The sequence below is a fragment of the Devosia sp. P2_G7 genome (assembly GCF_056403495.1).
In genome coordinates this window covers 67272-92538 of sequence record NZ_JBFUFI010000003.1, presented here as the reverse complement: position 1 = coordinate 92538, position 25267 = coordinate 67272, and the positions used below count along the sequence as shown (strand labels likewise).

Annotated in this window: 27 protein-coding genes; 17 read left to right on the top strand and 10 right to left on the bottom strand. The window is 65.3% G+C overall.

Going from position 1 to position 25267, the window contains the following annotated elements:
* Window positions 1-12 precede the first annotated feature (12 nt).
* Window positions 13-534: an N-acetyltransferase family protein gene (locus AC1DWU_RS06490; protein WP_477149167.1), complete on the bottom strand. Its 522-nt coding sequence runs from the start codon at window positions 532-534 to the stop codon at window positions 13-15.
* A 27-nt stretch (window positions 535-561) separates the two neighbouring features.
* On the bottom strand, window positions 562-870 hold the full coding sequence (locus tag AC1DWU_RS06485) for a chorismate mutase (RefSeq protein ID WP_477149166.1): 309 nt from the start codon (window positions 868-870) through the stop codon (window positions 562-564).
* Window positions 871-1180: 310 nt separating this feature from the next.
* Between AC1DWU_RS06485 and AC1DWU_RS06480 the strand changes: the two genes are divergently transcribed.
* On the top strand, window positions 1181-1438 hold the full coding sequence (locus AC1DWU_RS06480) for a YjhX family toxin (RefSeq protein WP_477149165.1): 258 nt from the start codon (window positions 1181-1183) through the stop codon (window positions 1436-1438).
* Between the two features lie 372 nt (window positions 1439-1810).
* On the opposite strand, the gene AC1DWU_RS06475 is transcribed toward AC1DWU_RS06480, so the two are convergent.
* The 5 genes from AC1DWU_RS06475 to AC1DWU_RS06455 all read right to left on the bottom strand — a co-directional run bounded on the left by AC1DWU_RS06475 (window position 1811) and on the right by AC1DWU_RS06455 (window position 5197).
* The gene (locus tag AC1DWU_RS06475) at window positions 1811-2125 is read right to left on the bottom strand and encodes a hypothetical protein (RefSeq protein ID WP_477149164.1); all 315 of its coding nucleotides are present in this window, start codon (window positions 2123-2125) and stop codon (window positions 1811-1813) included.
* A 123-nt stretch (window positions 2126-2248) separates the two neighbouring features.
* Window positions 2249-3733 (bottom strand): Asp-tRNA(Asn)/Glu-tRNA(Gln) amidotransferase subunit GatA, encoded by a 1485-nt coding sequence (gatA, locus tag AC1DWU_RS06470; RefSeq protein ID WP_477149163.1) that lies wholly within the window; start codon window positions 3731-3733, stop codon window positions 2249-2251.
* A 94-nt stretch (window positions 3734-3827) separates the two neighbouring features.
* On the bottom strand, window positions 3828-4307 hold the full coding sequence (locus AC1DWU_RS06465) for a GNAT family N-acetyltransferase (protein ID WP_477149162.1): 480 nt from the start codon (window positions 4305-4307) through the stop codon (window positions 3828-3830).
* Window positions 4308-4311: 4 nt separating this feature from the next.
* Window positions 4312-4599, bottom strand: coding sequence for an Asp-tRNA(Asn)/Glu-tRNA(Gln) amidotransferase subunit GatC (gatC, locus tag AC1DWU_RS06460; RefSeq protein WP_477149161.1), 288 nt, complete (start codon window positions 4597-4599; stop codon window positions 4312-4314).
* 82 nt (window positions 4600-4681) lie between these two features.
* A complete protein-coding gene (locus AC1DWU_RS06455) occupies window positions 4682-5197 on the bottom strand; it encodes a hypothetical protein (protein ID WP_477149160.1) in 516 nt (171 codons plus the stop codon).
* Window positions 5198-5256: 59 nt separating this feature from the next.
* Here AC1DWU_RS06455 and ruvX point away from each other — a divergent pair, with 59 nt between their 5' ends.
* The 5 genes from ruvX to dprA all read left to right on the top strand — a co-directional run bounded on the left by ruvX (window position 5257) and on the right by dprA (window position 9871).
* Window positions 5257-5724: a Holliday junction resolvase RuvX gene (ruvX, locus tag AC1DWU_RS06450; protein ID WP_477149159.1), complete on the top strand. Its 468-nt coding sequence runs from the start codon at window positions 5257-5259 to the stop codon at window positions 5722-5724.
* A 95-nt stretch (window positions 5725-5819) separates the two neighbouring features.
* Window positions 5820-6806 (top strand): aspartate carbamoyltransferase catalytic subunit, encoded by a 987-nt coding sequence (locus AC1DWU_RS06445; RefSeq protein WP_477149158.1) that lies wholly within the window; start codon window positions 5820-5822, stop codon window positions 6804-6806.
* Window positions 6803-8116 carry a dihydroorotase gene (pyrC, locus tag AC1DWU_RS06440; RefSeq protein WP_477149157.1) on the top strand — a complete coding sequence of 438 codons (1314 nt, stop codon included), beginning with the start codon at window positions 6803-6805 and terminating at the stop codon, window positions 8114-8116. The genes AC1DWU_RS06445 and pyrC overlap by 4 nt, the downstream gene beginning before the upstream one ends.
* Complete coding sequence (gene plsY, locus AC1DWU_RS06435) at window positions 8113-8748, top strand: glycerol-3-phosphate 1-O-acyltransferase PlsY (RefSeq protein ID WP_477149156.1); 636 nt, start codon at window positions 8113-8115, stop codon at window positions 8746-8748. The genes pyrC and plsY overlap by 4 nt, the downstream gene beginning before the upstream one ends.
* A gap of 4 nt (window positions 8749-8752) precedes the next feature.
* A complete protein-coding gene (dprA, locus tag AC1DWU_RS06430) occupies window positions 8753-9871 on the top strand; it encodes a DNA-processing protein DprA (RefSeq protein ID WP_477149155.1) in 1119 nt (372 codons plus the stop codon).
* Here dprA and AC1DWU_RS06425 read toward each other — a convergent pair.
* Window positions 9839-11185, bottom strand: a complete 1347-nt coding sequence (locus AC1DWU_RS06425) for a hypothetical protein (protein ID WP_477149154.1) — start codon at window positions 11183-11185, stop codon at window positions 9839-9841. The genes dprA and AC1DWU_RS06425 overlap by 33 nt on opposite strands.
* A 172-nt stretch (window positions 11186-11357) precedes the next feature.
* On the opposite strand from AC1DWU_RS06425, the gene topA reads away from it, so the two are divergent.
* The 4 genes from topA (at window position 11358) to rpmG (ending at window position 17044) form a co-directional block, all read left to right on the top strand.
* On the top strand, window positions 11358-14009 hold the full coding sequence (gene topA / locus AC1DWU_RS06420; RefSeq protein WP_477149153.1) for a type I DNA topoisomerase: 2652 nt from the start codon (window positions 11358-11360) through the stop codon (window positions 14007-14009).
* An 11-nt stretch (window positions 14010-14020) separates the two neighbouring features.
* Window positions 14021-16312, top strand: a complete 2292-nt coding sequence (rnr, locus tag AC1DWU_RS06415; protein ID WP_477149152.1) for a ribonuclease R — start codon at window positions 14021-14023, stop codon at window positions 16310-16312.
* 2 nt (window positions 16313-16314) lie between these two features.
* The gene (locus tag AC1DWU_RS06410) at window positions 16315-16731 is read left to right on the top strand and encodes a DUF983 domain-containing protein (protein ID WP_477149151.1); all 417 of its coding nucleotides are present in this window, start codon (window positions 16315-16317) and stop codon (window positions 16729-16731) included.
* 145 nt (window positions 16732-16876) lie between these two features.
* A complete protein-coding gene (gene rpmG, locus AC1DWU_RS06405; RefSeq protein ID WP_055048921.1) occupies window positions 16877-17044 on the top strand; it encodes a 50S ribosomal protein L33 in 168 nt (55 codons plus the stop codon).
* A 362-nt stretch (window positions 17045-17406) separates the two neighbouring features.
* Here rpmG and AC1DWU_RS06400 read toward each other — a convergent pair whose 3' ends face one another.
* Both AC1DWU_RS06400 and AC1DWU_RS06395 read right to left on the bottom strand, forming a co-directional pair.
* Window positions 17407-18777 (bottom strand): PleD family two-component system response regulator, encoded by a 1371-nt coding sequence (locus tag AC1DWU_RS06400; protein ID WP_477149408.1) that lies wholly within the window; start codon window positions 18775-18777, stop codon window positions 17407-17409.
* Window positions 18778-18833: 56 nt separating this feature from the next.
* On the bottom strand, window positions 18834-19208 hold the full coding sequence (locus AC1DWU_RS06395; protein WP_477149150.1) for a response regulator: 375 nt from the start codon (window positions 19206-19208) through the stop codon (window positions 18834-18836).
* 96 nt (window positions 19209-19304) lie between these two features.
* Here AC1DWU_RS06395 and AC1DWU_RS06390 point away from each other — a divergent pair, with 96 nt between their 5' ends.
* From AC1DWU_RS06390 to AC1DWU_RS06360, 7 genes are all read left to right on the top strand, one after another.
* Entirely contained in the window at window positions 19305-19577 is a 273-nt protein-coding gene (locus AC1DWU_RS06390) for a DUF3572 family protein (RefSeq protein ID WP_477149149.1), read from the top strand.
* 3 nt (window positions 19578-19580) lie between these two features.
* Complete coding sequence (locus AC1DWU_RS06385; protein WP_477149148.1) at window positions 19581-20909, top strand: DNA polymerase IV; 1329 nt, start codon at window positions 19581-19583, stop codon at window positions 20907-20909.
* A complete protein-coding gene (locus AC1DWU_RS06380; protein ID WP_477149147.1) occupies window positions 20890-21354 on the top strand; it encodes a RidA family protein in 465 nt (154 codons plus the stop codon). Before AC1DWU_RS06385 ends, AC1DWU_RS06380 begins: the two co-directional genes overlap by 20 nt.
* 77 nt (window positions 21355-21431) lie before the next feature.
* Window positions 21432-22193 (top strand): glycerophosphodiester phosphodiesterase family protein, encoded by a 762-nt coding sequence (locus tag AC1DWU_RS06375; RefSeq protein WP_477149146.1) that lies wholly within the window; start codon window positions 21432-21434, stop codon window positions 22191-22193.
* On the top strand, window positions 22186-23352 hold the full coding sequence (locus AC1DWU_RS06370; RefSeq protein WP_477149145.1) for a GNAT family N-acetyltransferase: 1167 nt from the start codon (window positions 22186-22188) through the stop codon (window positions 23350-23352). Before AC1DWU_RS06375 ends, AC1DWU_RS06370 begins: the two co-directional genes overlap by 8 nt.
* A 146-nt stretch (window positions 23353-23498) precedes the next feature.
* Window positions 23499-24827, top strand: a complete 1329-nt coding sequence (locus tag AC1DWU_RS06365; protein WP_477149144.1) for a glycosyltransferase — start codon at window positions 23499-23501, stop codon at window positions 24825-24827.
* On the top strand, window positions 24824-25249 hold the full coding sequence (locus tag AC1DWU_RS06360) for an HIT family protein (protein ID WP_477149143.1): 426 nt from the start codon (window positions 24824-24826) through the stop codon (window positions 25247-25249). The genes AC1DWU_RS06365 and AC1DWU_RS06360 overlap by 4 nt, the downstream gene beginning before the upstream one ends.
* The last annotated feature ends 18 nt before the right edge of the window (window positions 25250-25267 follow it).

Sequence of the window (25267 nt, the reverse complement as noted above, 5' to 3'; positions counted from 1 at the left end):
CACGTTGATTTCTCAGTCTTCGTCGTCGGTCAGCGGACCGCGGTACGGGGAGAGCCGCTTTTCCAGCCGCACGCTGGTTTGCGGGTCGCTGCCGGTGGCGCCCTCGCGCTTCAGCACCAGGATGCGATAGCCCTGGTGCTGGTAGAAGTTCACGGCCCGCACGTTGTCGCTCAGCGTATCGAGCTGCACCCGGTCGGCGCCCTCGAGCTCGATGATCGATTCCATCCGCCTGAGCAGCAGCGAGCCGATGCCCTGGTTCTGCAGCGACGGGGTGACAAACAGATACGGGATGTAGGGCCGGCTCCGCGCCCGCGCGCACCAGGCCACCGGAGAGCTGTCGATCTCGGCGACGATGGTGCGGTCCAGCAGTTCGTGGACGGCAATGCCAAGCCGGCGCTTCTCGTTCTGGCGGCTAGCCGCTTCCCCGCTGAGGAAGGGCTTCAGGTCGCGCTCCCAGGCGAGCAGCGCGATGTCGGCGAGACGCTCTGCCTCGCTCGCCACAGCCTTGCGGATCGTGATCTCCGGCGACGTCATCGAAGTCTCCACTGCAACCAGCCTAACTCAGCCGTGGCGCTTGCGTGCAGCGATAATGCCCTTTTCGTAGTTCACATTCCAGTTGATCAGCGTGCGCCAGATCAACTCTGCCTGGTCCTCGTCGAGTTCCAGCTCTTCGGCGCGTTTGCGCTGCTTGGCGATGATCGACTCGATGCGGGTCGGATCATACGCCTCGTGCGGATCGGTCTTGATCTCAGCCATCCGCGTCACATAGCCGTGCCGCTCGGCGAGCAGGGTCAGCAGCGCCTGATCAATCCGGTCGATCTCGACGCGTACATCTTCCTTGGTCCGGCATTCGGCGGGGGCTTTGGTCACGGGGGAGGCACTCGTTGGCAGGACTTTCACTGTTGCTGGTTTGCACCGGCGGAACCGGGATTGCAACCGCAACGCTGGCGCAGAATCCGCTCATCAGCTATTCAGCCATCGTTCACCGGCAAGGCGATATCGCGGCGCCGTCAAGAAATGGACTGCCCCATGTCTAGCAAAGTTGAGATTGCGTAGTACCCCGTCCGCCCGCTGAGCCCTAGGGCTCACGACGCGTTGCGACGGGGTTTGGAACCAGGCGACCTGCCAGGCGAGATGCTGGCCGGGCCTTCTTTCCACGCATCCCAAGGTCTAGACTTTCATGGATATTTCCCGCGAGGAACAGCGGGTGCTGCACGCACTCGCGCAGGGCGGCGCTATTCACGTGCTCAAAGCCCCGAACGGCAAGGTCGTCAGCGTCGAATGCCTCAACCGCGACGGCTGGTTGATGCAGCAATGCAACCTCAGCCTGTTCCGCAAACTGAAGAACAAGAACGCCATCGCCTCCAGCAGCGGCCGCCCCTACCGCATCACCCGGCGCGGCCTCGAACTGGTGCGAAGCGAGTACGACAACAGGTAGCGTCGATGGTCCCCTCTTCACCTCCCCCTTCATGGGGGAGGCCGGGAGGGGGCCGTCTCTCTCGACCTGCAAAGAAACTTATCCCCGCACTCCGGCCATCTCGTACCTTCCCTCCACCTTTCCGATGCGAGGCGCTACGCGGCGTCGCGGGGAGGGTTCGGGCTGGTTGGGAGGCGTCCCGGCCAGGGCTTGGTGGAAGCGTCCGCTTTGCGCACCATCGGGTCAAAAGACCGTTCGCAATGGGCGGGGCGAAAGTCCCAACCTTGTACAGTTCGGCGGACGACCGCCACAGGGACGAAGTCCCGCCCATGCCGCTTTCGCAAGAAACGGCAAGACTGACAAGAAACCCCGAGGCCCAAGGCCGTCGGGCTTCTAGTGCTGCGTGACGCCGCTCAATTCCTTGGCGATGTGTTCCCACTCGGCGGACACGCTTGCCGTGGCGCGCTTGCGGCCGGCGCGGCGATACCAGTAGTCGGCATTGCCCATGTCGGCTTCGATCCAGTGCAGCAGCGCGTGCACCCAGTCGAACTCGAACGTGCCCTCCATCGCCTGGACGATGCGATGCGCTTCTTCCCATTCGGGGCCGACGCGCAACTCGCCCTTCTTCATCCACCACAGGGCCTGCAGAGGCTTGGACATATCCTTGGGCGGGGCCGACCAGTCGAGGGTCGTGAACACATCGGCCATGGAGCCAATCCTCTGAAACGAAACCACCGGCTTGGCCGGGAGGTCGACAAGTCTCAATTTGCGCATGGGCGGCAAATAGTGCTGAAACCGCTAGGCTTCAAGCGGTTTCGACTCTGATGGTGACTACCACCACTTGTCAGGAGAGAAGTCGATACCGGCCGAACGCTCGATGACACGGCCCGCCGCGAACAGCGTTTCCTCGTCGAACGGCTTGCCGATCAGCTGCAGGCCGAGCGGCAGACCCGCTCCGTCCTTGCCAGCGGGAACCGCGATTCCCGGCAGCCCGGCCATGTTCACGGTCACGGTGAACACGTCGTTGAGGTACATCTTGACCGGATCGGCCTTCATGTCCTCGTCGCCGATGCCGAACGCCGCCGACGGGGTCGCCGGGGTCAGGATGGCGTCGACGCCGTCGTTGAAGACGATCTCGAAGTCGCGCTTGATCAGCGTACGGACCTTCTGCGCCTGCACGTAATAGGCGTCGTAATAGCCCGCCGACAGCACATAGGTGCCGATCATGATGCGGCGCTTCACCTCGCGGCCGAAACCATCGGCGCGGGTCAGCTCGTAAAGGTCAGTGATGTCCTTGCCGGTATCGCGCAGGCCGTACTTCACACCGTCATAGCGGGCAAGGTTCGACGACGCTTCGGCCGGCGCCACGATGTAATAGGCCGGCAGGGCGTACTTGGTGTGCGGCAGCGAGATGTCGCGCACGGTCGCGCCCTCGGCCTTCAGCCAGGCGATGCCCTGCTGCCACAAGGCCTCGATCTCGGCCGGCATGCCGTCCATGCGGTACTCGCGCGGAATGCCGATGACGAGGCCCTTCACGCCGCGCTCCACCGCCGCGGCGAAATCCGGCACGGCGAGGTCGACGCTGGTCGAGTCCTTGGGGTCGAACCCCGACATCGAAGTCATCATGATCGCCGCGTCCTCGACGGTGCGGGCGATCGGGCCGGCCTGGTCGAGCGACGATGCAAAAGCCACCACGCCCCAACGCGAGCAGCGGCCGTAGGTCGGCTTGATGCCCACGGTGCCGGTCAGGGCTGCCGGCTGGCGGATCGAGCCGCCGGTATCTGTCGCCGTCGCCGCGGCGCAGAGCCAGGCGGAAACCGCCGAGGCCGAACCACCGGACGAACCGCCCGGCACGAGCTGCGCGTTCGAGTTGTTCGCCCGCCACGGGTTGATCACCGGGCCGTAGTAGCTGGTCTCGTTCGACGAGCCCATGGCGAACTCGTCCATGTTGAGCTTGCCCAGCATCACCGCGCCGTCGCGCCACAGGTTGCTGGTGACGCTCGATTCGTACTCGGGCTTGAAGCTGTCGAGGATGTGGCTCGCCGCCTGGGTATGGACGCCCTTGGTCGCGAACAGGTCCTTGATCCCCAGCGGAATCCCCTCGAGCGGACCACCCTGCCCGGCCGCGAGCTTGGCGTCGCTGGCCTTTGCCTGCGCCTGCGCCTGCTCGCCGGTCACCGCCACATAGGCATTGAGCTTGGGGTTGGCCCCCTCGATCGCCGTCAGATAGGCGCCGGTGAGTTCGCTCGAGGTGAAATCCTTGGCCTTCAGCCCATCACGAGCGGCGGCAAGGGTCAGGCGGGTAAGGTCGGTCAAAGGCTTGGCTCGCGAGGAAAGGACGCGGGGATTAGTCGACCGCCGTTCCTATAGCTGTGTCGCGATTATCGCAACATTCGCAACACTGGTCGCATCAAGCGACGGCCGGTTGCCCGATGCGCTTCTCGAAAAACACCGACCACTCGCTCTCGGGATAGTCGAGAAACGGCCCGCGCTCGGTGAAGCCCGAGTTGGTATAGAGCCGGTGCGCTTCGCTCATTCCCGGCCCCGTCCCGGTCTCCAGCAGCAAGTGCGAGATCCCCTTCGACCGCGCCAGCTCGGTGATCGCTTCGAGCAGCCGCGAACCCACTCGCTGACCGCGAACCGACGGCCGGGTGTACATCCGCTTCACCTCGCCCTCGTCGGCCGAGATCACCTTCAGCGCCCCGCAGCCGACAGCCTCGCCGACCTCGTTGCGCGCCACGAACAGCGTGGTGTCGGCGCCGGCCATCTGCTCGACCGTCATCTTGAACTGGAACTCCAGCGGCGACAGCGGAATCAGGTGCGCGTTCAACTCTTCGACCAACCCGCGGACATCATCCTGCAGCGGCGTCTCGATGGCGATGGTGACCATGGCGCTACTCGACGACCTTGGGCACCATGAAGAAGTTGTCTTCGGTCAGCGGCGCGTTAGCGACGATCTTGTCCGGGTAGCCACCGTCGGTGACCTTGTCCTCGCGCCGGCGCAGCGTCATCGGCGTCACCGAGGTCATCGGCTCGACGCCCGTCACGTCGACCTCACCGAGCTGCTCGACGAAACCGAGAATGGCATTGAGCTCATTGCGATAGGTCTCGACCTCGCCTTCCTCGATGCGAATGCGGGCGAGGCGCCCAATGCGCTTCACGGTGGCGGCATCTACCGACATGGGGTCACTCCGAGCGTCACGATTTCCGGCGTTCTAGCAACGGAAGCCGGTGAAGAAAAACGAAAAGCGTTGATGGGCGCCATCAAACTTCCAAGGCCATCCCGGCCTCCAGCGCCACCAGCGCCGTGCCAGCGAGCCGATCGCGCAGCGCCGCGATCGCCCTCTCCCCCACCGCATCGGGCCCGGCAACCGCGATCAGCCGCGGCCCGAATGCGTCCAGCACTTCGGCCGCAAGCCTGTCGCCCTCGTCGCCAAACACCACTACCACTGCATCCCGCGCCCAGCGCCCGGCCTTAGGCACGGCACCAGCCAGCAACAGCAGGGGCGCCTCGCCGACCGCCGCAATCAGCGCGCCGCCGGCCAGCCCGTGCCCCGTCACCTTGCCCAGCACATCCTCATCGAGCATTGTCCCTGCCCGCCCGGGCTGCCACAGCACCGGATCGATCTCGGGCAAACTGCCATCGAGCGCAAACGTCGCATCGGCCCCCGAGACCAACTCCTCGGGCACCACGCCGCCAACTCCGGACGGATCCGCCACGAGGATCTTGCCGCCGATGTGGATGCGGATCGTGGTGCCGCCGAACCAGGTGAGTTTCATCGCTTGCCTCTTGTCAGCGCCACAGGTAGCCAGAACTGAAGCTGATGCAAAGGATGCGCGTGACAGACGACGCTCTCAACCCGCTGACCGCCCTGCCTCCTGCAGGCAAGCTGCTCGGGCTCGATCTCGGCACCAAGACTATCGGCGTCGCGATCTCGGATGGCATGCGCTACTCGGCTACCCCGCTCGAGACCATCAAGCGCCTGAAGTTCACTCAGGATGCGATTCGGCTGCAGGAACTGATCGCCGAGAACGACGCGGTCGGCATCGTGCTCGGCCTGCCGCTCAACATGGATGGCTCCGAGGGCCCCCGCGTCCAATCCACCCGCGCCTTTGCCCGCAATCTCGCCGCCAAGATCACCATCCCCATCGTCTTCTGGGACGAGCGGCTCTCTACCACCGCCGTTACCCGCACGCTGATCGAAGCGGATGTCCGGCGCGACAAGCGCCGTGAGGTCGTCGACAAGCTGGCCGCCAGCTACATCCTGCAGGGCGCTCTGGAGCGGCTGCGGCGAGGCTCCTTGTAGGGTCTGCCTTGGCACCCGTGGGGAAAATGTACAGTTAAACTATACAGCCGACGCCTCGTGCGGTATGCCCCCGCGAACATTCGGAACGGAGCGGCATGGCTACTTCCTCGCCAGCATCGGTCACCGGCGGCCAGGGGGCTGCGAGACCGGCTTTCCGCCATCGCCATCTTCTCGGCATCAGCCAGCTCAACCAGTACGAGATCGTCGATCTGCTGGATCGGGCCGAGGCGATGATCCCGATCTCCCGCCAGCCGCGGAAGATCCTGCCGACACTGACCGGCAAGACCCAGATCAACCTGTTCTTCGAGAACTCCACCCGCACCCAGTCGAGCTTCGAGATCGCCGGCAAGCGCCTCGGCGCGCAGGTCACCAACATGTCGGTGAAGACCTCGTCGGTCGCCAAGGGCGAGACGCTGGTGGATACCGCCGCGACGCTCAACGCCATGCGGCCGGATGTGATCATCGTCCGCCACGGCTCGTCAGGCGCAGTGGAACTCCTCAGCCAGAAGGTCGGCTGCTCGGTGATCAATGCCGGCGACGGCGCCCATGAGCACCCGACGCAGGCGCTGCTCGACGCGCTGACCATTCGCCAGCACAAGGGCTACCTCGCCGGCCTCACCGTCGCCATCTGCGGCGACATCGCCAATTCCCGCGTCGCCCGCTCGAACCTCCTGCTGCTCGGCGCCATGCAGGCCCGTACCCGCGTCATCGCGCCGAGGACACTGCTGCCAAAGGGCATCGAGGCGCTGACCTCGGAAGTCTTCACCGACATGCGCCAGGGCCTCGAAGGCGCCGACGTGGTGATGATGCTGCGCCTGCAGCACGAGCGCGCCAACGGCCGGATGATCCCGTCAGTGCGCGAGTACTACCACTTCTACGGTCTGGACGAGGAAAAGCTCGGCTACGCAAAGCCGGACGCGATCGTCATGCACCCCGGCCCGATGAACCGCGGCGTCGAGATCGACCCGGCCATCGCCGACGGGCCGCGTTCGGTGATCACCGAGCAGGTCGAGATGGGCGTCGCCGTGCGCATGGCAGTGCTCGATACTCTCCTTGCCGATCCGCAGCGGAACGAGCCATGACCAAGCCCATCGTCATCGCCAATGCCCGCGTGGTCGACCCGGCCACCAATCGCGATGCCCCCGGCGCCGTGCTGGTCGAAAACGGCAAGATCACCGGCATCACCAACGGCGCCCCACAGGGCATCCCCGACGGTGCCGAAACCTACGACGCCAAGGGCCAGATCGTTGCGCCCGGCCTCATCGACATGCGCGTCTTCACCGGCGAGCCCGGCCACGAATACCGCGAGACCCTCGCCAGTGCAGCTGAGGCAGCCGCCGCCGGTGGCGTCACCAGCTTCGTGCTGATGCCCGACACCACGCCGGTGATCGACGACGGCGCATTGGTCGATTTCGTCCTCCGTCGCGCCGGCGCTAAAGCGTCGGTCAACATCCTCCCCGCCGCCGCCATCACGCGCGGCCTCAAGGGCGAGGAGATCACCGAGTTCGGCCTGCTCAAGGAAGCCGGCGCCGTTGCCCTCACCGACGGCCGCGAGTCGATCCAGTCCGCAGGCCTGCTGCGCGCCGCCTTCACCTACGCCCGCAACTTCGACCTGCCAATCATCCACCATGTCGCTGACCACACGCTGGTCGGCGACGGCGTGATGAACGAGGGCACGTTGGCGACCGTCTCCGGCCTCAAGGGTATCCCCGGCGAAGCCGAGACTGTCCCCCTCGCCCGCGACCTGCAGCTCGCCGCCCTCACCGGCGTCCGCTACCACGCGGCGCAGATATCGACCGGTGCCGCCGTCGATCTGATGGCCAATGCCAAGCGTCGCCTCTCGACGGTGTCGGCCGGCATCTCGATCAACAATCTCTCGCTCAACGAAAACGACGTCGCGCCCTACCGCTCGTTCTTCAAGCTGTCGCCGCCGCTCCGCTCCGAGGACGATCGTCGCGCGGTCATCAATGGTCTCAACTCCGGCGCCATCGACACCATCCACTCCGGGCACGATCCGCAGGATAGCGAGGTGAAACGCCAGCCGTTCGCCGAGGCGTCGTACGGCGCGGTCGGTCTCGAAACCCTGCTCGCTGCAGCTTTCCGCCTCGTTCATTCCGGTGACGTGCCGCTGCTCACCCTGCTGCGCGCCATGACCAGCCGCCCGGCTGAGCTGCTTGGCCTCAGCTCGGGCCGCCTCGCAGTCGGCGCTCCGGCCGACCTGATCATCTTCGATCCGGACTTCCCGTGGGTGGTGAAGGAAGCTGCACTGCGCTCCCGTTCCCGCAACACCGCTTTCGAGGGCGCGAGGATGCAGGGCGCCGTGATGCATACGTTCGTTGCAGGCAGTCCGGTCTTCAGCCATGCTGCAACCGCTGAGGGGGCCGACGCATGAACTTTCTGATCGCAACCGTACTGGGGTATCTCCTCGGCTCGATCCCGTTCGGCATGCTGCTGACACGCGCCGTCGGCATCGACATCCGGTCGATCGGCTCGGGCAATATCGGCGCCACCAACGTGCTCCGCACCGGCAACCGTTGGCTCGCTGTCGCCACGCTGCTGCTCGATGCCGGCAAGGGCGCCGCCGCCGTCCTTATCGCGCGCTACTTCCTCGCCCCGGGCGCCGACTCGCCGCTCGCGGCCGAGTTCATCATTTACGGCGCTGGCATCGGTGCGTTCTTCGGCCACTGCTTCCCGGTCTGGCTCGGGTTCAAGGGCGGCAAGGGCGTCGCCACCTATATCGGCGTGCTGCTGGCCTGGAGCTGGGTCGTCGGCCTGATCTTCTGCGCCGTCTGGCTGCTGATCGCCGTGGCTCGCCGCTTCTCCTCGCTCGCCGCTCTTACTGCTGCCGCAACGGCCCCCGTCTTCGCCTACGCGCTCGCCGGCACCGACATGCAGGGCTTCACCTTCGCCGCGGCCTGCGGGCTGCTCAGCTTCGTGCTCTATTTCACGCATTGGCAGAACATCCGGCGGCTGTGGAACGGCACGGAGCCGAAGATCGGCTCGGAAAAGCCCAAGGCCGGCTGAAATCATGGCGCGCGACGGCATCGAACTGACGCCGTCGCAGCGCACTGCATGGCTGAGGCTCATCCGCACCGACAATGTCGGACCGCAGACCTTCCGCCAGTTGATCAACCGCGAAGGCTCGGCTGAGGCGGCCCTCGCCGCCCTGCCCGACCTGCTGAAACGCCTCGGCACACCCTCCCGCATTCCCTCAGTCTCCGAAGCTGAAGATGAGATCGCCGGCACCGAGCGGCTCGGCGCGCGTTTCGTCGGCTCGGGCGAGCCCGACTACCCGCCGCTCCTCCGCTACATCTCCGGCGCCCCGCCGCTGGTCGCCATCGCCGGCGGCTACAATCTCGACTGGTGGCGCAGCGTCGCCATCGTCGGCGCCCGCAACGCCTCCACCGCCGGGCAGAAGTTCGCGCAGATGCTGGCGCTCGATCTGGGCGAAGCGCGCTACACGGTGGTCTCCGGCCTCGCCCGCGGCATCGATGCGGCGGCCCACAAGGCAGCGCTCCGCACCGGCACCGTTGCCGTGCTCGCCGGCGGCCTCGACCGTATCTATCCCGACGAGAACATCCCGCTGGCGCACCAGATCGTCGAGAACGGCGGCGCTCTGATCACCGAGATGCCGCTCGGCTGGGAGCCGCGGGCCCGTGACTTCCCCCGCCGCAACCGCCTCGTCTCCGGCCTCACGCTTGGCACCGTTGTCGTCGAAGCCGCCAAGCGCTCCGGCTCGCTGATTACCGCCCGCCTGGCACTGGAGCAGAACCGCGAAGTCTTCGCGGTACCCGGCTCGCCGCTCGACCCGCGTGCCGAAGGCGGCAACGCGCTGATCCAGCAGGGTGCCAAGCTGATCACCGGTGCCGCCGATATCATCGAAACGCTGCGCGAGGCCGATCCCTCGCGCACGAGCCTCCTCGAACCCGACTGGCTCCCCGATGCCGATGTGTTCGACCCCGCCCCGCCATCGGAGGACGAGCGCTCCCGCCTGGTCGACGCGCTCAGCATCACGCCGGTCGCGGTCGACGACGTCATCAAGTCCACCGGCATCGCCATCAGCCGCGTGCAGACGCTGCTGCTCGAACTCGACCTCGAAGGCCGCGTCGAATGGTCAAGCGGCCAGTTGGTGGCGCTCCGCCCCTGAGCGATCCGGCAGCAGGGCGATAATCGCGAAGCCGACCCACAGCACCGCCGTCGCCCCCGTCGCCTGCAGCCAGCCGCCGTTGAAGAAGCCCGGCAGCAGGTAGTCGAAGAGCGGATTGGCGAACCACGGCGGCGACATGCTGTCGACGCTGGCCGAGACCATCGAGGTCAGCAGGCTGATGAGCAGCAACAGCAAAGCCACGGTCTTGGCCGGCCATCCCGGCGGCCAGGCGAACGCCAGTGCGAGGCACGCCAGCGGCAGCGCCGCCACCAGGTGCCGTGGCCCCGTCGACGACCCGCCGTCCCAATAGAAGTAGCTGGCGTTGATCAGGAGGAAGCTCAGCACCACTCCGACCATCACGATGCCGACGCCGCGGGTCGGCGCCTGCTTCAGCATGGCCACCAGCCCGATCGGCACCATCAGCAGCACCGGCGCCAGCGGCAGCAGGCCGCGATAGTGGCCGAAGAGCAGTTCGCCGAGCACCATCGGCTGCGGGAAGGTGATGCCGAAGAACCCCTGCTGCATGCCCTCGAAGCCCTGCACCTGCGAATAGCCAAGGCGAAACGGCGAACCGAACGTCAGTTGGTTGTAGGCCAGCAGTGGCAGCAGCCCGACGATCCCACCCAGCGCGAGCCCAACGAAATCCCGCCCGCGGCGGTCCGAGCGGATCAACGCGAACAGTCCGACTATGGCCCCGGCCGGTGCCGCCGTTATGTCGACGACCAACAGGTAGCCGAGCAACAGCCCCACCAGCGGCGGCACCCAGCCCGATGGTCGAGCGAGCACGATCAGTGACAGCGCGCCGAGCAGCATCGCTCCCGAGAGCGAATGGGCGAACACTGTCGTCGACCAACCAAAGAACGGTGTTCCCAGCGCGAGCGCGCAACTGGCGAAAGTCGCGGCCACATGGCCGGCGCCAAGCCGCAACGCCATCAGATAGAGCAGCATCACTGCCAGCGCGGCCGGCAACGACACCGTCGCGACGGCCACAGCCCGCACGTAGACCGCCAGCGTATCGAGATCAGTCGGGTCGCTCTGCGCCCCCGCGGCCTGCAGCGCCATGCGGGTCCCAACCACGACCGGCACCGCGAGGAACGAGATGCCGGGCTGCTTGTCGGCATAGTAATGGCCATCGAAGAAGGCCTTATCGACCGTCTGCGCGGCGAACGAGTCGATATCGACGCGCCCCTCGCTCAGCGACAGTGCCAGAGCGACGCGAGTGATATGCTGCGGGTTGTAGGGGTCCTGCGGCGCCAGACGCGCAAAGGCGAGGAACACCAGGACGAAGATGATCGCCGCCTTTACTATGCGCATGCCGGCCCCCAAACCGTCCTCGGCTTAGCACGAGTCTCTTTATGCTTTGCTGAGCCCAAGTTTCTTCCCCCATAGGGGGAACGCCGACCGGCGCTGCCCGCCCGGTTGACAGCCCCAACCCGCTTCACCATGTTGCGCCGCGTTCGAACGCCACTCCCGAAAGCCCTATCCCATGAAGCTCGTCATCGTTGAAAGTCCGGCTAAGGCCAAGACAATCAACACCTATCTCGGCAAGGACTATGAGGTCCTGGCGAGCTTCGGTCACGTCCGCGACCTGCCGGCCAAGGATGGCTCGGTGCTGCCCGACGATGACTTTGCGATGATCTGGGAGGTCGATACCAACTCCAAGAAGCGGCTCGCCGATATCGGCAATGCGCTCAAGAACGCCGACGAACTGATCCTCGCTACCGATCCGGATCGCGAAGGCGAAGCGATCTCGTGGCACGTGCTCGACGTGCTGCGGCAAAAGAAGCTGATCAAGGACAAGCCGGTCAGCCGCGTCGTGTTCAACGCGATCACCAAGGCCGCGATCACCGAGGCGATGCAGCATCCGCGCCAGATCGACGAGCCGTTGGTCGATGCCTACCTGGCGCGCCGCGCCCTCGACTACCTGGTTGGCTTTACGCTCTCGCCCGTACTCTGGCGGAAGCTCCCGGGCTCCCGCTCCGCCGGCCGTGTGCAGTCCGTTGCGCTGCGCATCGTCTCGGACCGCGAGCGCGAGATCGAGAAGTTCCGCCCGCAGGAATACTGGTCGATCGGCGCCAAACTGAGCGAGAAGGGCAAATCCTTCGAGGCCCGGCTCTACTCGGTCGATGGCAAAAAGACCGACAAGCTCGACGTCGGCACCGGCGACGAAGCCGAGGCGCTGAAGAAGGCGATCGAGGCCGGCACGTTCAGCGTGTCGTCGGTCGACAAGAAGCCGACCAAGCGCAACCCCTATCCGCCCTTCACCACTTCGAGCCTGCAGCAGGACGCCTCGTCGCGCCTCGGCTTCTCGCCGAGCCGCACCATGCAGATCGCGCAGCGGCTCTACGAAGAGGGCATCATCACCTATATGCGAACCGACGCCGTGCAGATGGCGCCGGAAGGCATCGACCAGGCGCGCCGCGCCATCGTCAAGAATTTCGGCGCCGACTACATCCCCGAGAAGGCGCGCATCTACCAGACCAAGGCCAAGAACGCCCAGGAGGCGCACGAGGCGATCCGTCCCACGGACATGTTCCGCCACCCCGACACCGTGCGTGACGACCCGGACCGCCATCGCCTCTACGAGCTGATCTGGAAGCGCACCCTCGCCAGCCAGATGCGCTCGGCCGAAATCGAGCGCACCACGGCCGACATCTCGGTCTTCGCCACCAGCCGCGATATCGCGCTACGTGCCGTCGGCTCGGTCGTCACCTTCTCAGGCTTCCTCGCGCTCTATGGCGTCGAGGCCAAGGAAGATCGCACTGCCGATAGCGAGGACGACGAGGATAGCCGCGAGCTGCCGCCGCTCAACGTCGGCGACCGGCCCAAGCTTGAACAAGCGCTGATCGAACAGCACTTCACCCAGCCGCCGCCGCGCTACACCGAAGCAAGCCTGATCAAGAAGATGGAAGAGCTCGGCATCGGCCGACCCTCCACCTACGCCGCCACCATGAGCGTGCTGCAGGACCGCAACTATGTTCGGCTCGAAAAGCGCACGCTGATCCCCGAGGATCGCGGCCGCATCGTAACCGCCTTTCTCGAGAGCTTCTTCGATCGCTATGTCGAATACGGCTTCACCGCCAGCCTCGAGGAGCAGCTCGACCTGATCTCCGACGGCAAACTTGCCTGGAAGGACGTGCTGCGCGAGTTCTGGACCGAGTTCCAGCGCCACGTCGAAGACATCAAGGACCTGCGCGTTTCCGAGGTGCTCGATGCCCTCAACGACATGCTGGCCGACCATATCTTCCCGGCCAAGGCCGACGGTTCCGATCCGCGCCGCTGCCCGAATTGCGGGACCGGCCAGTTGTCGTTGAAGCTGGGCAAGTTCGGCGCCTTCATCGGCTGCTCGAACTATCCCGAGTGCCGCTACACCATGCAGCTTTCTGACGCCGCCGCCGGCGGGGCCAGCGAGGCCGGTACCGGTGACGGCATCCTCGGCACCGACCCCGAGAGCGGGTTGGAGGTAGCCTTGAAGTCGGGCCGCTTCGGTCCATATGTACAGCTTGGCGACGGAACCGAGCCTAAGCGCTCGTCCCTCCCAAAAGGTTGGACTCCCGACAGTCTGACGCTCGAGAAGGCGTTGCAGCTTTTGACGCTGCCACGCGAAGTCGGAATGCACCCGGAGACGGGCAAGCCGATCAGCGCCGGCATCGGCCGTTATGGACCGTTTATCCTGCACGATGGCACCTATGCCAATCTCCCCGAAGTCGAGGAAGTGTTCACGGTCGGGCTCAACCGCGCCATCGATCTCCTCGCCCAGAAGGCGGCGGGCGGCGGACGGTTCGGCCGAGGAGGCTCCGGTACGCCGGCGGCGATCAAGACCTTCGAGCACGACGCTGGTCCGATCTCGGTCCGCGCCGGCCGCTATGGCCCTTATGTGAATCAGGGCAAGGTGAACGCAACGCTGCCCAAGGAGTTGAAGCCCGAAGACGTGACGATCGAGCAGGCGCTCGAACTGATCGCGGCCAAGGGAGGCGCATCCGGCGCAAAGAAATCCTCGTCGCGCAGCGCGGGTGCTAAGAAAGCCCCAGCGAAGAAAGCGGCGACAAAGAAACCAGCGGCCAAGGCCAAATCGACTGCAAAGACAGCAGCCAAGCCCAAGGCCGCATCGAAGACGAAGGCGGAGACACCCGCCTAAAGAAAGAGACAATGGCGAAAGCGCCAAAAACCAAGATTACTCCCAAAGGCCCGCGGCAGTTCGCCGTCGGCAACCTCCCCTCTCGCGAAGCCATCCTCGAAGCGATGGCGCAGCAGCCGACCCTCGATGGCAAGCGCGACCTGGCGCGCCATTTCGGCATCCATGGCGACATGCGCACCCCATTCAAGGTGCTGCTGAAGCAGATGGAGGGTGAGGGCTTCATCGCCCGCACCCGCAAGCAGATCCGGCCCACAGCCGCCCTGCCCGCCGTCACCGTGCTCGATATCCCAACCGACGCCGACCCAGACAACCTCCACGCCTTCCCCGCTCAGTGGAACGACGAGGAAGGCGCGCGGCCCCGCGTCATGCTCAAGCAGCCCAAGGATGCCCGTGTGGCTCCCGCCCCGGGCGACCGCATCCTCGCCCGCATCAGCGCCGGCGATGGCGAGCTGCCGAACTACACTGCCCGGGCGATGAAGATCCTCGACAAGCCGCGGCGCGGCCAGATCGGCATCGTCCGCATGGACGAAGACGGCGCACGCCTGATCCCGGTCGATCGCAAGCAGAAGGAAATGCGCATCGAGGGTGGCGACCTCGGCGGCGCCCGTGATGGCGACCTGGTCGAAGTGGAGGTGAAGCTCACCGGCCGGCTGATGATCCCCAAGGCCAAGGTCACCTTGGTCATTGGCAATCCGAAGACCGAGGGCGCGGTCTCGATGATCGCTATCCACAACCTCGATATCCCCTACCGTTTCCCGGCCTCTGTGCTGAAGGAATCGGAAGCGGCCAAGGAAACCACGATCAAGGGCCGCGAGGACTGGCGGCACATCCCGCTCGTCACCATCGATCCGGCCGACGCCAAGGATCACGACGACGCGGTCTATGCCGAACCGGACACCGACCCGAAGAACGCCGGCGGCCACATCGTCTATGTCGCCATCGCCGACGTCTCGGCCTACGTCCGCCCAGGCACGGCCCTCGATCGCGAAGCCTACATCCGCGGCAACTCGGTCTATTTCCCCGACCGCGTCGTGCCGATGCTGCCCGAGCGCATCTCCAACGACCTCTGCTCCCTCAAGGAGGGTGAGAACCGTCCGTCGATGGCGGTGCGCATGGTCTTCGACCAGCATGGCAAGAAGCGCTCGCACAGCTTCCACCGCGTGCTGTTCCGTTCCGCCGCCAAGCTCAACTACCAGCAGGCCCAGGCGGCGATCGATGGCCGGCCGGACGACAAGACCGGCCCGATCCTCGACACTATCCTCCGCCCGCTCTGGGCTGCCTACGGTGCCATGGCCAAAGCCCGCGACAATCGCGGTCCGCTCGACCTCGACCTGCCCGAGCGCAAGATCATCCTCGACAAGGCCGGGATGGTCGTCGACGTCAAAGTCCCCGAGCGGCTCGACGCGCACCGGCTGATCGAAGAGATGATGATCGCCGCCAACGTCGCGGCCGCCGAGACGTTGGAAAAGCACAAGAGCGCCCTGCTCTACCGGGTGCACGACACGCCCAGCCAGGAGAAGCTGGTGGCGCTGCGCGACTTCCTGAGTTCGTTGCAGCTGCCGGCGCCCAAGTCCGACGCGGTGCGTCCCTCCGACTTCAACCGCATCCTCGACAAGGCCCGCACCGACGGCAAGATCCAGCAAGTCAGCGAGATCATCCTCCGCACCCAGGCGCAGGCCGAGTACGCGGCCGAGAACTACGGCCATTTCGGCCTCAACCTCGATCGCTACGCCCACTTCACCTCGCCGATCCGCCGCTATGCCGACCTGATCGTGCACCGCGCGCTGATCACTGCGCTCGATCTCGGCAAGGACGGGCTGACCGAAGGCGAGATCGTCAAGCTGCCGGGCATCGCCCAGCACATCTCGTCGACCGAGCGCCGCGCCATGCTGGCCGAGCGCGAGACCATCGACCGGCTGTTGGCGGAGTTCCTCGCCGCTCACGTCAACGCCAAGTTCGAGGGCCGCATCTCCGGCGTCACCCGCTCGGGCCTGTTCGTCCGGTTGAAGGATACCGGCGCCGACGGCTTCGTTCCCGCCTCCACCCTCGGGCAGGACTACTATCGCTTCGTCGAGGAGATGCAGGCGATGGTCGGCGATCGCACCGGCGAAACCTTCCGCATCGGCGATGATGTCAGCGTCCGCCTGCTCGAGGTCGCCCCCGTTGCCGGGGCTCTTCGCTTCGAACTCCTGAGCGAAGGTAGCCGCGGCGTTCCGTCATCTGGTGGGCGCGGCCGCAAAGGACCATCTAGCAGCCGAGGCAAGGCGGGCGCCTATCGCAAGCTCGCCAAACGAAAGAGATAGCGATGGCGGTCGAGATCGGTTTTGTGCGCGAGCAGCGTTCGCTGTGGAAGGCAATCGGCAACGGCGTGATGTGCCGCTGCCCGAACTGCGGCAAGGGCAAGCTGTTCCGTTCCTACCTCAAGCTCAACGACACTTGCAGCGAATGCGGCGAGAAGCTGAGCGCGGCGCGTGCCGACGATTTCCCGCCCTATATCGCGATTTTCATCGTTGGCCACGTGCTGATCGGCTGGATGCTGCACGCAGAGATGAGCGGCCCGGTCGATCCGATGCTCTACGTCTGGACCATGATCCCCGCCGCGATTCTGTTGCCGCTGATCATGCTGCCCTCGATCAAGGGCGCCGTCGTAGGCCTTCAGTGGGCCAACTACATGTACGGGTTCGACCCGAGCCGCGGCGATACTTCGCGCAGCGACGTCTGAGACAATGGGCGGGCGGCCGCCTAGTGTCCGCTTGACATCGGCCCGAAAATCCGTAGTTTCCGGCCAAATTTCCACGGGCCGGTTGGCCGGTTGAATTCAGTGCCCCGCGGATAGCGCGCGGCAAGCCGTTTCAAGGAACCTGACCATGGCCAAAGCCGTATCCCTCAAGATCAAGCTCGTGTCGACCGCCGACACCGGCTTCTACTACGTCACCAAGAAGAACTCGCGTACCCAGACCGAGAAGCTCTCGTTCAAGAAGTACGATCCCGTCGTGCGCAAGCACGTCGAGTTCAAGGAAGCCAAGATCAAATAATCTGCCGCTTTCGTGCCGGTTTCAAAGCCCCGCGCCCCTTGGCGCGGGGTTTTGCGTTATGGGCATCACGAATGGAAAACGCCCGCCCCGGTAAACGGGACGGGCGTTCGATGAGTGGCTGGTCCGTAGCGGCATGTCGAAGAGGCCACTCTTGCCCGCTACGGACCAGCCTCCCTACGGACCCAGGAGTTGCGGCGGACCTGAGGAGAACCGTAGGGGTGACTGCTGACACCGATAGTGTCGGCGTTGTTCTATGGGGCTAACTTAACCCTTTCTCGCTGCGGAGCAAATAGGCGCTCCACAACGTTACTAATCCTTAACCTTAATGATTTGGGTATGCGACGGAATCGTGACGATCGCAACTACGCTGCGTCGAATACGACTCGGTTCCGACCCTCGCGCTTGGCGCGGTAAAGCGCCACGTCGGCGCGCTTCAGCAGCATCTCAGGGGTATCGGTATCGTGCTCGTTGAGCGCCATCCCGACTGACACCGTAACTGCCAAGGGCCGCCCGTTGCCGGCGTCAAAGCCCTTCTCCGCCACGGCCCCGCGCACCCGCTCGGCAACGCCCTGCGCCTGGCGAAAGTCAGTGTCCGGCATCAGCACCACAAATTCCTCACCGCCGAATCGGCAAGCGAGATCGACGCCGCGGATATTGCGGCGCAGCCGATCGGCGAACTCGCGCAGCACCGCATCGCCGGTGTCGTGGCCGTGCGTGTCGTTGACCGCCTTGAAGTAATCCATGTCGATCAGCATTACCGCCATGTCGCGGTCCTGTTGCTGCGCCTTCTGCAACAGAATCGACAGATGCCGCTCGAAGTAGCGCCGGTTATAGAGCCCAGTCAGCTCGTCGGTCACCGCCAGCGCCAGCGTATTGTTGACGCTCTGGCGCAGTTCCACGGCGTAGCGCTGCCGGCGGATCTGCGTCCGCACCCGCGCCATCAGCTCGTTGCGCTCCACCGGGCGCATGATGAAATCGTTGACCCCGAGGTCGAGCCCCCGCACCACGCGCGGCCGGTCGTCTTCCTCGGCGATCAGGATGATCGGCAGCGTTCGTGTCTGTTCGGCAGTCCGCATCTGCGAGCAGATGCGCAGCGGGTCGAAGTCGCCCAGCGCCATCGAGACCAGCGCCAGTTCGAAGTCGCCACCACTGACCGCCAGCGCCGCGTCGGACGGGTTGACGAGCACATCCACCCGATTGTTGGCGCTCAAGTAGCCCTTGATCCGCTCCGCGTGCCGAACGTCGGCGTCAACCAGCAGGATGCGGCCATCCTCGTGGTCGATGGTGTCCATGGCGCGCATCGCGTCTTCGATGGCGATCTCCTGGCCGGTGCGGGCACGGGCCCTCAGCTCGTCCGTCAGCGCCTTGAGGCGAACAAGGCTTTTCACCCGCGCCATCAGCTGGATGTCGTCGACCGGCTTCGTCAGGAAATCGTCGGCGCCGGCCTCGAGCCCGCGCACCCGATCGGAGGGCTGGTCGAGCGCGGTGACCATGAGCACCGGGATGTGGCTGGTCTTGCGGTCAGCCTTCAGCCGCGCGCAGACCTCGAAGCCATCCATCTCGGGCATCATCACGTCGAGCAGGATGATGTCGATCTCGCCTTCGGCGCAGATGGCGAGCGCTTCCTTGCCCGACGACGCCGTGACCACATCGAAATACTCGGCAGAAAGCCGCGCCTCGAGCAGGCGTACATTGGTCGGAATATCGTCGACGATCAGCACCCGCGCCGTCAAAGACCTCAAGCCCCCGCGATTTGAGGAAATCTGCCGTTGCCAGCCAAGGCAAAAGCCTAGCTGGCGGGTCCAATGTAGCGGGCAATGGTTTCCAAAAAGTGAGGCACGGAGATCGGTTTGGAGATGTATCCCTCGCAGCCGCCCTGCAGGATACGCTCCTCGTCGCCCTTCATGGCGAAAGCGGTGACGGCGATGACGGGAATCGCCATGAGCTCGTCGTCTTCCTTCAGCCACTTGGTGACCACCAGGCCCGAGACTTCCGGCAGCTGGATGTCCATCAGAATCAGGTCGGGACGGTGCGCCCGCGCAAGGTCCAGCGCCTCCAGTCCGTTACGGGTCTGGATGATGGAATATCCACGCGATTCAAGCAGATCGTTGAAGAGCTTCATGTTGAGCTCATTGTCTTCAACGATCATCACAGTCTTGGGCATGCAGACTCAAATCCACCCGGAAAGGGGGCTGGCGGGTACTCGTGTTCTGCCCGAAGTTCGGGGTAACATCAATCGATTACAACCGAGCCCCTGCCCTTGCCCAAAACCGCCGAACTCACCTCCCGCACGCTGGGCGATCTGTGCCTGCACCACCTGGCCGAGAACCCGGCGCAACTCGCCGAGTTCATGAGCCTGACCGGCTACTCACCCGATGCGCTGCGCAAGGCCGCCGGCGGTGACGGGCTCGATAGCGGTCTGATCGACTACTTTGCCACTAACGAGGCCCTGCTCCTCGCGCTCTGCGCCAACAACAGCTTCAAGCCCGACGACTTCATGCGCGTCTGGGCCAGGCTCAACCCGGCGGGATGACGCATGCTCTCGATCTGCCGCGACTGTTCGGCAACGCTGGAGGCTCTCGACGCCCCCAGCCGCTGCCGCACGTGCGGTTCACCGAGAATCATCGCCCATGACGAGCTCGGCGCGCTCAGCATCGCCCACGTCGACTGCGACGCCTTCTACGCCTCGATCGAAAAGCGCGACGATCCGAGCCTTGTCGACAAGCCGCTGATCATCGGCGGTGGCGTACGGGGCGTGGTCTCGACCTGCTGCTACATCGCCCGGCAGTTTGGCGTGCGCTCCGCCATGCCCATGTTCAAGGCCAAGGAACTCTGCCCCCACGCGGTGATCATCCCGCCGAACATGCAGAAGTACGTCACGGTCAGCCGCAAGATCCGCGTGCTGATGGACCAGCTCACCCCGCTGGTCGAACCGCTGTCGATAGACGAGGCGTTCCTCGACCTCACCGGCACGGAGGCTCTGCACAAGGCCAAGCCCGCCGTGGTCCTCGCCCGTTTTGCCCGCAAGGTCGAGCAGGAGATCGGCGTCACTATCTCGGTCGGCCTCAGCCACAACAAGTTCCTCGCCAAGGTCGCCTCGGACCTGGACAAGCCGCGCGGCTTCGCGGTGATCGGCCGGGCCGAAACCGTGGATTTCCTCGCCCGCCAACCGGTCACGTTGATCTACGGCGTCGGCAAGGTGTTCGCGGAAACGCTGCGCAAGGACGGGTTCGACACCATCGGCCAGCTGCAGGCGACGCCACCCGAAAAGCTGATGCGTCTCTATGGCGATTCCGGCGCCCGCCTCGCTCGTCTGGCCCGTGGCGAAGATGCGCGCATCGTCTCCACCGACGACCAGATGAAGACGGTTTCTGCGGAGACCACCTTCAACACCGACCTCAAGAGCTTCGACGACCTGTCGACCGAGCTGCTGGCCCTCTGCGAACGCCTGTCGGAGCGGCTCAAGGCCAAGTCGATCCTCGGCGATACCGTCACCCTCAAGCTCAAGTCCGCCGGTTTTCGCTTGCGCACCCGGGCCCGGCAATTGATGATCCCGACACAGCTTGCCAACGTGCTCTACGAGACCGGCTTGCAGCTTCTTGCCCGCGAGATCGACGGGACGGCGTTCCGCTTGATCGGCATCGGCGTCAGCGGCATTTCGGAGGCAGATGGCGTCGATCCGGTCGACCTGATCGAGCCGGGAATCGCACGGCGCGCTGCCGCCGAACGGGCCATTGATCGTGTACGCGATCGCTTCGGACGGGACGCGGTGATCCGCGGCAAGCTATACGACCGGGTGAAGGCTCGCGCCGCCCGCAACGCAGACAAAGACGAAGAGAACCAGGATGACCAGCCCCCTCGATAAGCTCCGCGAATATGGCTACGAGCTGCCGCAGCCGAAAGCGCCGGTCGCGACCTACATTCCGGTCACCCGCACGGGCAACATCATCTATGTCTCGGGCCAGATCTCCTCGGGCCCCGATGGCGTGGCGGTCGGTCTGCTCGGCGATACCATGAACGTCGTCCAGGGCGGCAACGCCGCCGAACTCGCTGCAGTCAACTTCCTCAGCCAGATCGTCCACAGCGCCGGCGTCGACCTCGCCAAGGTCAAGCGCGTGCTGAAGCTCACGGTGTTTGTCGCCTCGACGCCTGACTTCGCCGAACAGCACCTCGTCGCCAATGGCGCTTCAAATCTCATCGTCGGTGTACTTGGCGACAAGGGCAAACATGCCCGGTCGGCTGTCGGCATGGCCTCGCTGCCCCTCGGCGCCGCCGTCGAAGTCGAAGGCATCATCGAAGTCGAGGACTGAGACGGCAGCGACGCGAAAGTGTCATGCGGGGCTGCTAGCGCCGGCGCGTCCTGAACCCCATATGACGGCTTAGAAGCATGAGCGCCAAACCCAATTTCGACCGCCCTATCGCCCATCGCGGTCTGCATGACCGCGCTCGCGGCATCATCGAGAACACCGCGAGCGCCTTCGCCGCGGCGATCGACCGTGGCTACGCCATCGAGTGCGACGTCCAGCTCAGCCGCGACGGCATCCCGATGATCTTCCACGACGACGATCTCGACCGGCTGACCGGCGTCACCGGTCCGGTCGGCGCGCGCAGCATGGCGGAGCTCGCGAGCTACACCCTGCTCGACAGTGCCGCCGGCGATACCCCGCAGCGCTTCGACGAGTTCCTCGCCCAGATCAACGGACGCGTACTGCTGCAGATCGAATTGAAACAGCAGCCGAACCAGGCCTCGACCGAAGTGCTGGCGCAGACGGTGATGGATGGCCTCAAGGGCTATCGGGGTCCGGTGACGCTCGAATCCTTCGACCCCAAGCTGATCATCGAGGTGAAGAAGCGCGGCGCCACCATGCCCGTCGGCATCGTCACTTATGCCTATGATGAACCGGAGTGGGACCAGCATCTGAGCGACGGCACGAAGTTCGTGCTGCGCCACTTGCTGCACTGGCCGGCGAGCCGCTTCGATTTCATCTCATGCCGCGACAAGTCGCTCGATCTGCCGGCAGTGAAGCTGTTCCGCTCGTTCGGCATGCCGGTCACCGCCTGGACCATCAAGTCGCCGGCCGCGGCGCTCGCCGTGCTCGGCAAGGCCGACCAGATCGTATTCGAGGGGTTCGATCCGCCAAGTGCCTGAGGAAACGCTCAGCGCCGACGTGCTCAGCTCCATCGCGGAGATCCCCGCGGAGGTATGGAACGGACTGGCCCCGAGTCATGACGGGGTAGTCGACAACCCCTTCCTCGATCACCGCTTCCTGCTGGCGCTGGAGCAGTCCGGCTCTGCCTCCAACCGCACCGGCTGGCAGCCGCAGCACATCCTGCTCAGCAACAGTGGCGGCGCCCCGGTCGGGGCCATGCCGCTCTACCTCAAGTCGCACTCGCAGGGCGAATATGTCTTCGACCACGGCTGGGCCGATGCCTTCGCCCGCACCGGCGGTGAGTACTACCCCAAGCTGCAATGCGCCGTGCCCTTCACCCCGGTGACCGGCCCACGCTTCCTCGCCCGCGACGACGCCAGCCGCACCGCGCTGATCCGCACCGCCGAAACGCTCGCCACCCGCAACAACATCTCGTCGGTCCACGCCACCTTCGTCAGCGAGGCCGAGGCCGATCTCGCCCGCGCCTCCGGCTGGCTGGTGCGCCACGACACCCAGTACCACTGGCACAATGACGGTTTCTCGAGCTTTGAGGACTTCCTCGGCACCCTGTCATCGCGTCACCGCAAGGTTACCCGTCGCGAGCGCCGCGATGCGCTGGAGGCCGACGGTCTGACGGTGAAATGGCTCACCGGCGCCGACCTCACCGAGAGTGTCTGGGACGCGTTCTTCGAGTTCTACCAGGATACCGGCAGCCGCAAGTGGGGTCGGCCTTACCTCAACCGCCGCTTCTTCTCGCTGCTCTCCGAGGCCATGGCCGACCGGGTGCTGTTGATGTTCGCCTATGACGGCGACGAGCCTATCGCCGGCACCTTCAGCATGATTGGGCACGATCGGCTCTACGGCCGCTACTGGGGCGCCACCCGCAACGTGCCGTTCCTCCATTTCGAGCTCTGCTACTACCAGGCCATCGACTTCGCCATCGCGCACAAGCTGCCCGTGGTCGAGGCCGGCGCGCAGGGCGAGCACAAGCTGGCGCGGGGCTACGCTCCCGCCACCACCCGCTCCGTTCACTGGATCGGCCACCCGGGTCTCCGCGACGCGGTGTCCCGTTTCGTCGCGCAGGAACGCGCATCGGTGGCGCGCGAACAGGAGGCGCTGGAGCGCTACACCCCATTCAGACATGGGGACCCGCAATAGCTGGGAGTTGCGCGGCCTTCGCCGCTGTGGTTCGAAAGCACCACACTGGACGGGTTTGGGTCTGGCGCGGTACCTTGCCGCCTCAGCCAGACCACACTCGCGATGGATATGACGCCCCGCCTCATCCCGAGGCCGACGGAGACTGAATGAGCAAGCGCATCGCCATAGCCGCGATTGGTACGATGGGAGACGTTCAGCCCTTCGTCGCGCTGTCGCTCGCGCTGAAGAAGCGCGGGCATTCGGTCGTGCTCTGCGCCACCAGCGATTTCGAGGGCTTCGTCACCGGCCACGGCGTCGAGTTCGCGACGCTGGGCAGCGACATCCAGGCCTTTATGCGGCAGAGCCAGTTCGACAACGTCATGTCGAAGAACTCGCTGCTTTACGCGCCAAAGCTGCTCCGCGACGGCCAGAAGATCATGAAGGAGGCCTGCCGGCACCTCTGGGCCACCGCCCAGGACGTCGACGCCATCATCTTCCACCAGACCACCAACTTCGCCGTCGACATCGCCGAGGCGCTGGACATCCCGGCGATCATGACGGCGTTCCAGCCGATCAACCCGACCGGCGAGTTCCCGTACTTCGGCTATGACGGCCCGCAGCCCGAGCCGCTGTTCAACCGCATCAGCCTCGATCCGCTGTTCAACCGGCTGAGCTACGTCGTCCAGGCCGCGCACCAGAGCTACTATGATTTCCCGCGCGACCGGATGCGCGCCAAGCTTCTCGGCCTCCGCAGCCGCAAGCGCTCGGGCTTCTCCAAGAACGCCCGCGGCGAGCCGATCCCGGCGCTGCACGCCTATTCCCCCGTGATCTCCCCCCGCCCCGGCGATTGGCCGGAGACCACCACCGTCACCGGCTTCTGGCGGCTCGACGACATCACCAATTGGCAACCCGACGCGTCGTTCCGCAAGTTCCTCGATGCCGGCGAAGCGCCGATCTATCTCGGCTTTGGTTCGATGCCCTGGGGCGCGGCGCGCAACACCGAAATCATCACCAAAGCGCTCAAGGAATGGGGCGGCCGCGCCGTCGTCGGCAAGGGCTGGGGCGGCATCAAGGCCGAAGACCTGCCCGAGACCGTCTACACCATCGACAAGGCGCCCCACACCAAGCTGTTCCCGCTGATGAAGGCGCTGGTCCATCATGGCGGCGCCGGCACCACGTATGCCGGCCTTTATGCCGGTCGCCCGACCTTCGTCGTACCGCACTTCTTCGACCAGCCCTACTGGGGCCGCCGCGTCTACGAACTCGGCTGCGGCCCTGCCCCGGTGCGCCTGCGGAAACTTACCCCGGGCATCCTCGCCTCGGCGCTCGATGAACTCGCCACCGACACCACGTTCCAGATCGCCGCGACCGAACTCCGCGACCGCCTCGTCCTCGAGGATGGCACCGGCCTCGCCGCCGACATCGTCGAGGAGACGATCGAGAGCTACCCGGGCAACTTCTACGACACCGACGACGTGATGGAGACCGCCTCGTGACCGCCTACGATCCGAGCAACATCTTCTCCAGGATCATCAAGGGCGAAATCCCATCGCACAAGGTCTACGAGGATGCCGATGTCTTCGTCATGATGGACATCTTCCCGCAGTCCAAGGGTCACGTCCTGATCATCCCCAAGGCCGCTTCGCGTAACCTGCTCGATGCCGATCCGGCGGTCCTCGCCAGGGCGATCAGCCAGGTGCAGCGCGTCGCCAAGGCCACCCAGACCGCCCTCAACCCCGACGGCATCCGCGTCGTGCAGTACAACGAGGCGCCGGCCGGCCAGTCGGTGTTCCACCTGCATTTCCACGTCATCCCGGTCTACGAGGGTATCCCCGTCGGGCGGCACGGCGACAGCGGCAAGGCTGACGATGCCGAACTTGCCGCACAGGCCAAGGCGATCGCAGCCAATCTGACGTGACTCCGGCGCCGCATCTCT

Excerpts from the sequence above, each read along its gene's own strand:
- pyrC (WP_477149157.1), top strand. The coding sequence starts at position 6,803 with ATGACCAAGCCCATCGTCATCGCCAATGCCCGCGTGGTCGACCCGGCC.
- rnr (WP_477149152.1), top strand. The coding sequence starts at position 14,021 with ATGGCGAAAGCGCCAAAAACCAAGATTACTCCCAAAGGCCCGCGGCAG.
- AC1DWU_RS06490 (WP_477149167.1), bottom strand. The coding sequence starts at position 534 with ATGACGTCGCCGGAGATCACGATCCGCAAGGCTGTGGCGAGCGAGGCA.
- topA (WP_477149153.1), top strand. The coding sequence starts at position 11,358 with ATGAAGCTCGTCATCGTTGAAAGTCCGGCTAAGGCCAAGACAATCAAC.
- dprA (WP_477149155.1), top strand. The coding sequence starts at position 8,753 with ATGGCGCGCGACGGCATCGAACTGACGCCGTCGCAGCGCACTGCATGG.
- AC1DWU_RS06385 (WP_477149148.1), top strand. The coding sequence starts at position 19,581 with ATGCTCTCGATCTGCCGCGACTGTTCGGCAACGCTGGAGGCTCTCGAC.
- AC1DWU_RS06365 (WP_477149144.1), top strand. The coding sequence starts at position 23,499 with ATGAGCAAGCGCATCGCCATAGCCGCGATTGGTACGATGGGAGACGTT.
- AC1DWU_RS06455 (WP_477149160.1), bottom strand. The coding sequence starts at position 5,197 with ATGAAACTCACCTGGTTCGGCGGCACCACGATCCGCATCCACATCGGC.
- AC1DWU_RS06395 (WP_477149150.1), bottom strand. The coding sequence starts at position 19,208 with ATGCCCAAGACTGTGATGATCGTTGAAGACAATGAGCTCAACATGAAG.
- AC1DWU_RS06465 (WP_477149162.1), bottom strand. The coding sequence starts at position 4,307 with ATGGTCACCATCGCCATCGAGACGCCGCTGCAGGATGATGTCCGCGGG.
- AC1DWU_RS06375 (WP_477149146.1), top strand. The coding sequence starts at position 21,432 with ATGAGCGCCAAACCCAATTTCGACCGCCCTATCGCCCATCGCGGTCTG.
- rpmG (WP_055048921.1), top strand. The coding sequence starts at position 16,877 with ATGGCCAAAGCCGTATCCCTCAAGATCAAGCTCGTGTCGACCGCCGAC.
- AC1DWU_RS06380 (WP_477149147.1), top strand. The coding sequence starts at position 20,890 with ATGACCAGCCCCCTCGATAAGCTCCGCGAATATGGCTACGAGCTGCCG.
- gatC (WP_477149161.1), bottom strand. The coding sequence starts at position 4,599 with ATGTCGGTAGATGCCGCCACCGTGAAGCGCATTGGGCGCCTCGCCCGC.
- AC1DWU_RS06475 (WP_477149164.1), bottom strand. The coding sequence starts at position 2,125 with ATGGCCGATGTGTTCACGACCCTCGACTGGTCGGCCCCGCCCAAGGAT.
- AC1DWU_RS06410 (WP_477149151.1), top strand. The coding sequence starts at position 16,315 with ATGGCGGTCGAGATCGGTTTTGTGCGCGAGCAGCGTTCGCTGTGGAAG.
- AC1DWU_RS06425 (WP_477149154.1), bottom strand. The coding sequence starts at position 11,185 with ATGCGCATAGTAAAGGCGGCGATCATCTTCGTCCTGGTGTTCCTCGCC.
- plsY (WP_477149156.1), top strand. The coding sequence starts at position 8,113 with ATGAACTTTCTGATCGCAACCGTACTGGGGTATCTCCTCGGCTCGATC.
- AC1DWU_RS06445 (WP_477149158.1), top strand. The coding sequence starts at position 5,820 with ATGGCTACTTCCTCGCCAGCATCGGTCACCGGCGGCCAGGGGGCTGCG.
- AC1DWU_RS06480 (WP_477149165.1), top strand. The coding sequence starts at position 1,181 with ATGGATATTTCCCGCGAGGAACAGCGGGTGCTGCACGCACTCGCGCAG.